At 41.1% G+C, this 10,211-nt stretch carries 9 protein-coding genes; 3 read left to right on the top strand and 6 right to left on the bottom strand.

Going from position 1 to position 10,211, the window contains the following annotated elements; all coding sequences use genetic code 11:
* The 5 genes from IEY40_RS14565 to hemC form a co-directional block, all read right to left on the bottom strand.
* On the bottom strand, positions 1-985 hold a 985-nt coding region (locus IEY40_RS14565), incomplete at its 3' end, for a retention module-containing protein (protein WP_188957402.1).
* Positions 986-1,332: 347 nt separating this feature from the next.
* The gene (locus IEY40_RS14560) at positions 1,333-2,502 is read right to left on the bottom strand and encodes a heme biosynthesis HemY N-terminal domain-containing protein (protein WP_188957400.1); all 1,170 of its coding nucleotides are present in this window, start codon (positions 2,500-2,502) and stop codon (positions 1,333-1,335) included.
* The gene (locus tag IEY40_RS14555) at positions 2,499-3,740 is read right to left on the bottom strand and encodes a uroporphyrinogen-III C-methyltransferase (RefSeq protein ID WP_188957398.1); all 1,242 of its coding nucleotides are present in this window, start codon (positions 3,738-3,740) and stop codon (positions 2,499-2,501) included. Before IEY40_RS14555 ends, IEY40_RS14560 begins: the two co-directional genes overlap by 4 nt.
* A 75-nt stretch (positions 3,741-3,815) precedes the next feature.
* On the bottom strand, positions 3,816-4,544 hold the full coding sequence (locus tag IEY40_RS14550; protein ID WP_188957396.1) for a uroporphyrinogen-III synthase: 729 nt from the start codon (positions 4,542-4,544) through the stop codon (positions 3,816-3,818).
* Between the two features lie 25 nt (positions 4,545-4,569).
* Positions 4,570-5,499, bottom strand: a complete 930-nt coding sequence (gene hemC, locus IEY40_RS14545; RefSeq protein WP_188957394.1) for a hydroxymethylbilane synthase — start codon at positions 5,497-5,499, stop codon at positions 4,570-4,572.
* Positions 5,500-5,788: 289 nt separating this feature from the next.
* On the opposite strand from hemC, the gene IEY40_RS14540 reads away from it, so the two are divergent.
* Positions 5,789-8,245, top strand: coding sequence for a class I adenylate cyclase (locus IEY40_RS14540; protein ID WP_188957419.1), 2,457 nt, complete (start codon positions 5,789-5,791; stop codon positions 8,243-8,245).
* Positions 8,246-8,327: 82 nt separating this feature from the next.
* Here IEY40_RS14540 and cyaY read toward each other — a convergent pair whose 3' ends face one another.
* Complete coding sequence (cyaY, locus tag IEY40_RS14535) at positions 8,328-8,663, bottom strand: iron donor protein CyaY (protein WP_188957393.1); 336 nt, start codon at positions 8,661-8,663, stop codon at positions 8,328-8,330.
* A gap of 67 nt (positions 8,664-8,730) precedes the next feature.
* On the opposite strand from cyaY, the gene lptM reads away from it, so the two are divergent.
* Complete coding sequence (lptM, locus tag IEY40_RS20310) at positions 8,731-8,898, top strand: LPS translocon maturation chaperone LptM (protein ID WP_368855375.1); 168 nt, start codon at positions 8,731-8,733, stop codon at positions 8,896-8,898.
* A gap of 47 nt (positions 8,899-8,945) precedes the next feature.
* On the top strand, positions 8,946-10,190 hold the full coding sequence (lysA, locus tag IEY40_RS14530; RefSeq protein WP_188957391.1) for a diaminopimelate decarboxylase: 1,245 nt from the start codon (positions 8,946-8,948) through the stop codon (positions 10,188-10,190).
* Positions 10,191-10,211 lie beyond the last annotated feature (21 nt).

The following is a 10,211-nucleotide window of genomic DNA, read 5'->3' as shown; positions in this document are numbered from 1 at the left end:
ATGAACCATCAGCATTTAAGACGAGCACGCCATTTTCTAGGGTGACTTCGGTGCCAGCAGCATAACTTTGGCCATCAACTTCAAAGCTGACAACGCTTAAATCTGAATCAACATCGCTGTCGTTATCCAATACGTTACCGGTGGCAACGGTATCTTCAACAATGGTATTGCTGTCATTAACTAACACAGACGCATCATCAAGCGGCGTGACTTCAATGGTTAATGTGGCAGTAATACCTGTGTTGGTGGTGTAAGTGATCACAGGGACGCTGCCGTTCCAGTTTTCATTTGGTGTGAAGGTGTATGAACCATCAGCATTTAAGACTAGCACGCCATTTTCTAGGGTAACTTCGGTGCCTGCTGGGTAGGTTTCACCGTTAACTTCAAAACTCACTACGCTCAATGCTGAGTCAGCATCGGTGTCATTACTTAATACATTACCTGAAGCAATTTGGTCTTCGCTAACCGTGATTGAATCGTTGACTAAAACTGATGGGGAATCGTTTTCACCTACGCCTTCTTCCTGGATAACAGCTGTTGGGGCAGCCGCTTGTCCAGTCGTATCATAACCATTGTCAGCCAGTGTTTCGCTTCCATCACGTGATACAGCAACATAGCCTGAGTCACCCTGGTTGGCAGTTGGGGCACCAGCAGCGGTTTCGGGTAGTTCTGTTGTTGGGTCTTCACCAGAAGCAATAAGATCTTGTAGTGCTTCAATTTCATCTAATGCTGCTTGATCTGTAACCTGATCCTCTGCGCTAAAAGCAGTGGAAATCGTTTCATCTGCCGGAATTTCAGCACTATTGAAAATGGTGCCATCATCAAAAGTAATGACGAAACTAATGTTCTCGTCACTAGTTACTGCAGCTCCAGCAGGCACTGTTTGGCCTAGCTGAAGCTCAGTCGTTTGATTATTGATAGTCATAACTACTTTGCCTTCAGAGGCAGAAAGTATCCCGTTTTGTGATGTTTTAATCGATTCCATTTGAAGCTCCCAACAGCTTTGATATATCAGGTAATTAATACGTAAGTATGCGTGATCTTGGTCAAAGTATTATGAATATTTAAATTAAAAATAATTTAACCACAATCTAACAATTCTACCATGTTATAGGTAGCTGGTCAATTTTTTGACGTTGCATTTAGATTCAGTAACTTATTGATTATTAGTTTGTTAAACCAATATATGTAGTGATTAATATTGTAGGGTTTATCAGGGGTTAATGCTTTTACACTGTAATTCTTTTATCGGCACACATGAATTTTTCTGAATAAAAAACCCGCAACAAAGCGGGTCTGATATCTCTCTTAAAGTAAATTAATACTAAAGGACTACATGGCCATTGCCGCTTTACGGTAACTTTGTGCGGCTGGAGCATTTTCGCCTAGTTGCTCTTGAATTTGAGCCAGAGCAAGCCAAGATTGATGAGATGGTGTAATCCTGCACACATTTTGCCAATGGATTTTAGCTTGTTTAGCATCACGCTGTTGCATGGCAAGTTTGGCTAGGCACATTTGATAGTCGGCATCATTCTCATGAGTGCTTTCTAGACGTTCTAGTAACTTACGGATTTCTATGTCATCCGCGCTGACTAGATCTGGCAATGCCGTAAATAATAGCGATGTTGGTTGAGTTTTAAGCTGTTTGCTCAAAAGTTTTAACGCTTTATCTTGGCGTTTAAAAAGGTTTAAACCGTGAGCATAAGCCACAATAAGTTCATCCTGTTTACGCTCTGTTTTACTTAGCCAATGCCAACATTTTTCTAATTCAGCTTCTGATTCTTGTGCTGCATTAGCTAATAAAATTGCATTGGTTTGTGTCGCTAGTCCTTGCTGCTCGGTATCGTTTAATATTTTACGTTTAGCCACAATAGGTAACAGTAGTTTTAGTGCCTGCCAGTCTTGTTGTTGTTGATATAAATCCATCGCTAATTTTAAAACAGGGGCGCTACTTTTGCTCGTTGGGTTGAGTTTATCAACAATCGCCCTGGCTTTAGCTAACTCACCTTGCTTAATAAAATAGCGTGCACGAGAGGTATCTACTGCTGTTTTGGCAATTGGGTTTTTCTCTGCTTGAGTTAAGTAGTGGTCGCGAGCGGTGGTTTTACCTTGATAATGCGCCGCCCGAGCTGCAGCAAACAAGTTTAATAAAGGTATTTCACCCTGCTGAGCACCTTTAGCCATAGCCGTTTCAGCTGCTGGCCAATCTTCTTCGGCTACAGCCAAAGCGCCAATAAGAGTATGCTTTTTTGCGGCTTTTTGTCGCCATTTAGCGGGTAGGTAACGACTGCTTAAAATAATATTAAGCAGTAGTACCAATAACCATTCCACTAATTGCAATGCAAAATAAAAGATAATTAAACCCACAACAGCGGCAACTAAACTGGTTTCAATTTGATATTCGCCAATCGCAATATAAACATAACCGCTTTGGCCAATAATGAGCGGACTGACACATAATCCGATTAAAATAAGCAATACATACACTAAGGTTTTAATCATTGTGCAAGTTCCTCCGCAGGCATGATTTCACCGTAGGTAACCAGCTGTTGAAGCAATGGAGACGCTTGGAATTTGCTAAGAGTTATCTTCTCAACTTTTACCCTGGCAAGCTTATCTAATGCTTCAACAGTTTCTTTGGTTTTTGCATCTGTTAAATCAAAATATTGTTGTAACCATTTGTCAGCTAATGCAATGGATTGCTGATAATTATCTTGGTCAAATCGATATAAAGACAGCTGAGCTTGAAGTAATTTATTACGGATATTTTCAACTAAATACCACTGTTGTTCAGGTGATAAAAGTGGTTCTAAATCAGTGGTACGTTTACGGATAGTGACAAAACCGTCAGTTAAGTCATGCCAAGTGCGAGCAAGATTTTGTTGCCAATCGTCTATTGAATCTGTCATTGGCTGGGCATCTGAGTTTTCCTGAAAGTTCTCATCAACTCGATTTAGCGGCAGTAACGTTAATCTGTCAATTACAGTGTCTAATTCGAAAATCGTATTGGTAATGTCGGTTGTTTTTAATGATTTTACTTTGTTAATGTCATCTGCAAGAGCCTTACGTAAGGCCGTCAACGCTGGATCTTTCATGGCACTAATACGTTCATCTGCAGATTGTAATAGGCCCATTGCGGTTTGCGGGTCGTTTTCTAACCACAATTTTCTGCCAGCCATACGCACTAGATATTCAGCTTCAGATGCCATCCAATGATTTGGGCTACGCTGGGCAATAACCGCGACACGCTCTTGTAATAACTTGTTTGATTGCTGAAGTTCAGCGAGCTTTGTATAAGCTTTAGTATCATTAAGCTGTTGTTGTTCTAATGTGGAGAAACGCTTATTACTGGTCATCTCAACTTGCTGAATCTCATATTTTAATGATTGATTTAGCTTCGTTTGCTCAGTAATTGTTTGCCCTAACTGAGCCTGACCATTGTCTTGTTTATCGAGTTGCAGGTAAATCCAATAACAAGCCACGATAGCCAAAATTGCAATAATTAAACTGAATAATACACCAAGCCTAATCCACCAAGAGCTAGCTTTGGTTTTACGACGTTGATTGTTTATTTGGGTATCGTTACTCTGAGCGTTTTTGGTTTTTTTGTCAGTTGACGAGGAATTGGTAGTATTGTCTTTTTTAGCCACTGTTGGTTTTTCAACAGGGCTTGACGCTGGAGAAATGACTTTTTCGTCCTTGTTTGCTGGCGAATTTGGATCTTTTTTATTGTTTTCCATGAACAGTCCTTGAAAGCAAAAATACAACCAATAAAAGCAATATTAATTAATGCATGTCGATGCTACATAACAATATCATAACAAATTTAAGCCCAAGCTCATAAGTGTCGCTTGAGTATTTGCTCCATTAGCATTGGTAATATGGCTTAATCCCATTGCTTTTGCTTGTATTTCGACACGATTACTAGGGACTATGATATGACATGCGCGTAACCATGCAAATGATTCTTTTGGTACAAGGTCCACTAAGTTGGATAATATTTCACCACTGGTGACCACAATAGTATCAATACCAAATGATTTCCATTGTCGAGAAATGTCATGCCCATCAAGCGCTGGTGTGATGCGTTGATATACTTGCCAATAATCAACTTGGGCACCGCGTGCGGTTAACTGTTCTGCTAATGCCTCCCTGCCACCTACACCACGTACAATAAGGAAGGTTTGATTTTCTACATTTTGCAGTTGCGGTAAAGACAATAAACCTTCGCTGTCTTGACTAGTATCCGGTGAAGTGTAGGCATGAATGTTAAACTGTGCGAGGCTGTCTGCGGTTGCTTGGCCAACCGCAAAATAACGGCAGTGTTGTGGGAACTGTTGTTGCAGTTTTTGCGCTGCAAAATCGACAGCATTAGTACTAATAAACAGTAAATTTTCTGTCTGTTTTAGGCTTACCGAATCGAGTTGCTCAGTGGTTTCGGCTATCGCTAAAAGGGGAGTAACAAAGTAAGCAACACCACTAAGTGAGAGTTGCTCCTCCATTGCTTGATTGCGCCCGAGCGGGCGCGTTAGCAAGACTTTCATCGTCTGTTATCGTGATAACAAAAAATTAGCTGGCATAAACAGCATCTAAAATAGTTTTAGCGCCGCGACTTAATAAATCATCTGCCAAAGCTTGGCCTAAACTGACCGCATCAGTTTTAAGACCTGACACAGTGCCATTAATAATTTGGCTGCCATCAGGATTACCGACTAATCCGCGCAGGGTTAAGTTGTCACCTTCAATTTCAGCAAAAGCCCCAATAGGTACCTGGCATCCGCCTTCTAAACGGGTATTCATCGCACGCTCTGCAAGTACTCTATAACGTGTTTCTAGATGTTCAAGTGGGGCTAATAGTGCTTTAACACGTTCGTCATCAGTACGACATTCAATACCGACAGCGCCCTGACCATTTGCTGGCAATGATTCTTCAGCAGAGATAAAGCTAGCAATACGGTCATTGAGTTTTAGACGAATAAGCCCTGCCGCGGCAAGAATAATGGCATCATAGTCACCACTGTCTAGTTTGGCTAAGCGAGTGCCCACATTGCCACGCAAATCTTTGATGACTAAATCAGGGCGTGCAGCACGAATTTGGCATTGACGACGTAAGCTTGACGTTCCAACTACAGCGCCTTGGGGTAATTCGCTGATCGTTTTGTAGCTATTTGAAACAAATGCATCGCGAGGGTCTTCACGTTCACAAATCACTTGTAGGCCTAAACCCTCTGGAAAATCAACAGGTACGTCTTTCATAGAATGCACCGCAATATCGGCACGATTTTCTAGCATAGCAACTTCAAGCTCTTTGACAAACAAGCCTTTTCCACCCACTTTAGCTAATGGCGTATCTAAAATAACATCGCCTTTTGTGCTCATAGGTAACAGCTCAACCCGCAAACCAGGATGAATACGTTCTAGCTCAGCTTGCACAAATTCAGCTTGCCACATAGCCAGTGGACTTTTACGTGTTGCAATACGAATTACATTTTCAGACATAGTAGTAGATCCAAGTCAGATAGCCTTAGTTAAGCTAATGCTATCATTGCCCACGCTTTGATGTAACAAATCGATGCTAATTGTTTGAAGTCTGTGGCGCTTATTTGTCTTGTTTACATGCATTTAGTGTGAGACAAAAATACACTTGGCGTTACATTGATCACAGTTATGGTAAAATTGTGATGTTCAATATACTGTTGTTAATGATAAATTCGAATTATCAAAATCAGAATTGTTACCTAGGTAACGTAAAAATTAGCGTAAAGATATAAGGAAGTAGGCTTTGACTATGGTCACAGCATGTCATCAACAGGAGTTAGCACTGCAATTAAATAGTATTCGAGTTTCGCGAGTACTCAGTGTGTTGCCTCAAATGCAACAAGCATTATTCCATCTCATTCCGTTGATGTTGCAAGTTAATCATCCTGATTTGCCTGGCACACTAAATACTAAAACGCCTTGCGGTATCGATTTTTTCTCTTTATCTCACCACGCTATTGAAGCTTGTGAGGCAATGTCATTGGACGTTCCAGCTGTGATAGAGATGCAATCAACTGCTTTTGAAGGTGTTTACGCCATGGGGAGTACGGCTAGTTTTGGTCAAAACCCCAAGAGTGATATTGATGTATGGCTTGTGTATAAAAGCCACCTAACCAGTGCTGAACTCGATTTACTTAAGCATAAAAATAAATTGATGACAGATTGGTTTGCTGGTTTTGATTTTGAAGTCAATTTTTACCTTGTTCACCCGATGCAATTTAGGGATTCAAGCGCATTTGAAAGCAACCAGTCACTAGGGATTGAGCACAGTGGTACCAGTCAACATTGGTTATTGTTAGAAGAATTTTATCGCTCACATATTTGTTTAGCGGGTAAAACCGTTGCTTGGTGGCCAAGCGCCACTCAACAAATTACCGAGCAATATCCGCATCTGCTTTATTTCGGTGATATTAACTCTCTCCCTGCTGCAGAGTATTTCGGTGCATCGTTATGGCAGCTATATAAAGGCTTAAATAAACCACATAAAGCATTATTAAAGGTTTTGTTATTAGAAACCTACGCGTCGGAATATCCCAATACTACTCTCATTACTCAGCAGCTTTGGCAGTTGTGTGAACAGCAAAACTTTAGTTCAGATAACGATGCTTACTTATTGCTCTATTATCGAATTGAACGTTATTTACTGACCCAAGAAGATGACAATCGTTTAGAAATTGTGAGGCGTTGTTTTTACCTTAAATCTGGGGTTTTACTGTCGCAGTTACCCCCATCTTGGGGACGTGATTGGCGCTATAGTAAAATGCGCCATTTAGTCAATCAGTGGGGTTGGAATCCAGAACTTATTGCCATGTTAGATAACAGCCCTTATTGGCATTCTGGGCAATTAAAATGGTTTAATCAGCAATTAAGCGAATTGTTATTAACGAGTTATAAAAACCTGTTGCAGTTTGCTTCTAAGCAAGCACTAAGTGATCGTATGCGGGTAGAAGAGCTTGGTTTACTTGCTCGCAAGTTACACTCATCTTTTAGTGATGATGACCATATTTTACAGCCGCTTAATCGGTTATGGAGCTTATCGACAGCAGAAAAGGTTTTGGTTGTGCGCTATTGCGATGCGACATCGCGTTTTTACCTATATCGTCAAGTTCAAACCAACAATTCAGCGTCGTTTATCGAGGCTCGGGAGTCTTTTATTGGTGCCGATGCTAACCAAGTGATCCATGAGGCTGACAATGTGTGCAGCCTTGTGGCTTGGTCAGTTATGAACGGGCTTGCTACGTTCGATACGCAATGGGCTCAAGTCGGCAGAGGCTCTCACCGTGCTAATAAACTGGCGTATTTGAGCCATAAATTAATCCCTATCTTGCATAATGTCCCAGTCGTTTCTAAACGACATCTATGTGAGCCGTGGTTTTATCAAAAAATTATATTTGTGGTGAATATAGATGAGGATCCAACTGTAAAATGGCAGGGGCAAGAATTGATGTTCGACTACATCGATTTGAACGTGTTGTCATTTGGGCGTAATAAAATCAACATGCTATCTTCTGTTGCTGTGGTGTGTTTAAACAGCTGGGGAGAGTGGCAAAGCCACCGTTTTGATGGTGACACTGCATTATTAGAAGCCATCTCTTTTGTGGTTTTAGGCTTAAAACGCTCCGATGATAAAGTTGATTTGTCTGTTGTGAGTTGTTCGGCAAAATTAAAACAACCTATTTTTAACCAACTTAAAGTCTTGTTATTGCGTTGCTATGGATTAATGAAAAAGGTAAGTCAAACCAGTACATTAATGCATCAAATTACCATTGGTGAACACAGGTATGGGATGTACTTTAACTCATTAGGCATGATGTACCGTAAAATTGATACGGCAATAAAAAAGGATCTGGTAGAAAACTTAGTCTTGGCTAGGCCTGAATTAATTGATGACCCATATGCCAGTGTGCCTTCGGTTATCCAACAATTTATTGCCACAGGTGCCAAGCAATATTTTTTGCGTGAACGTAATGACATACTCGATGTATTTGTGGTGGATGAAAATAACCAACTAACACAACTGCAATATCCGCACACAAACATGAAGGAGTTTGTCAGTAAAGAAAGTCACTTATATGTGTTTAATGAGAAAAAACAGCGTTTACCGGTATTTAATATGCCACAGTTTTTTAAGCTGACTCGGATAGAAGGTGAGTTGCGGGTATTACCGTTTGGATTGTCCGATGACGAAATGGGTTCAGCATTTTAGTTGTGCTTTACGTTGTTGATGCCGATGATGATGAAAGTAAATGAGCTTAGTGTGAGTATATACTAAGCCCATTTATGTGTTTTTAAGGCTTAATATCTAACTCAATACCGCTTTGTTTTTTGATAGAATCAATCACAAAAGGCATAAACTCTAATCTGTTACGAGTGTCTAGCCATTTGCCATCAGTGTAATTGAAATGAAAACCACCAAACTTTGTCGCAATCCAAATCTCATGCAGCGGCTCTTGTTTGTTGATCACTATTTGTGAGCCATCTTCAAATGCTAATTGCAACACGTTACCGCTCGCATCAATATCGACATCGGCATCTTGGTCGTCAATGGCTCGTTCAACTGCGTTGTCAATCTCGCCAAACATTTCATCTGCTAATCGATGAAACTCAGTATCTGTCATAGTCATGCATTTCTGTCCTTTGCTTTCTGCGTTATGAATGCGATTATAAGACCATTATTCACTAGATGCACAGATGTTGAGAAAAATGAGACTGCTTTTATTTATTATGCTTGCTAGCCTATTCGTAACTGCATGTGGCCAAAAAGGTGTTTTATACAAAACACCGGAGCCTGTGGCCAACAAAGTTGCTTCGCAACCAGTAAGCACCAATGTGCCTGAAAAAGCAGAAACGACTGAATAACAACCCTCAATCTCACAACAAGAATAGCTTTTAAAAGGACCTGCATTTTGGATTACTTTTCATATCAAAATGATGCTTTATTCGCAGAAGAATGCGATGTAGCACAGCTAGCAAAGACACATGGCACCCCGTTGTATATTTATTCTCGCGCCACGTTAGAGCGCCATTGGCATGCTTTTAACAATGCAGTAGCCGATCATCCCCATCTTATTTGCTACGCAGTAAAGGCTAATTCAAATTTAGCAGTATTAAATGTGCTTGCTCGTTTAGGCAGTGGTTTTGATATTGTCTCTGGTGGTGAGTTGTCTCGGGTATTACAGGCAGGCGGCGATCCTAAAAAAGTGGTGTTTTCTGGTGTAGGTAAAACGGTTGCCGAAATGGAGCAAGCACTGCAACTAGGCATTTATTGTTTTAATGTTGAGTCTAGCGCGGAGCTTGAACAGCTTAATGCAGTCGCTGAGCGTTTAGGTAAAATAGCGCCTGTGTCACTGAGGATTAATCCAGACGTTGATGCTGGCACTCATCCCTATATTTCAACCGGTCTTAAAGAAAACAAATTCGGCATCGCGATGGAAGAAGCCGAAACCGTGTTTGCCCGTGCAGCGTCACTAGCGCATTTGCAGGTAAAAGGGGTGGATTGTCATATTGGTTCGCAGCTAACTGAAATTAAGCCGTTTTTAGACGCTATGGACCGCATGCTGGCATTAATTGATCGCTTAGCAAGTCAAGGTATTGTGATTGAACACTTCGACGTTGGCGGCGGCTTAGGTGTCACCTATAACGGCGAAACGCCTCCACATCCAGACGCTTATGCGGCGGCTTTGCTTGAACGTTTAGATGGTCGTACTTTGAAGTTAATTTTTGAGCCTGGACGTGCTATAGCTGCCAACGCGGGTATTTTTGTTACCCAAGTACTGTATTTAAAAGAAAACAGCGACAAACGCTTTGCGATTGTTGATGGCGCCATGAACGATCTTATCCGTCCATCACTTTATAGTGCTTGGCAAAATATTATTCCTGTACAACAAACAGATGCAGACAAGTTGGCTTATGATATTGTAGGGCCTGTATGTGAAACGGGCGATTTTTTAGGTAAAGACAGAGAGTTAGCGGTAAAAGCGGGTGATTTACTCGCTGTGCGTTCAAGTGGTGCATATGGTTTTGCGATGTCATCTAATTATAATTCACGCCCAAGAGTGGCCGAAATTATGGTTGATGGCGCTAAAGATGTTGTAGTGCGCCAGCGTGAAACTTTAGAGCAACTTTGGCAAGGCGAACACCTACTACCGTAAATTATCTTGTTGTCGGTATAA

Origin of the sequence: Shewanella ulleungensis, from assembly GCF_014648315.1 — a bacterium.
GTDB classification, from domain to species: Bacteria; Pseudomonadota; Gammaproteobacteria; order Enterobacterales; family Shewanellaceae; genus Shewanella; species Shewanella ulleungensis.
This window is presented reverse-complemented; position numbering and strand designations above follow the sequence as displayed.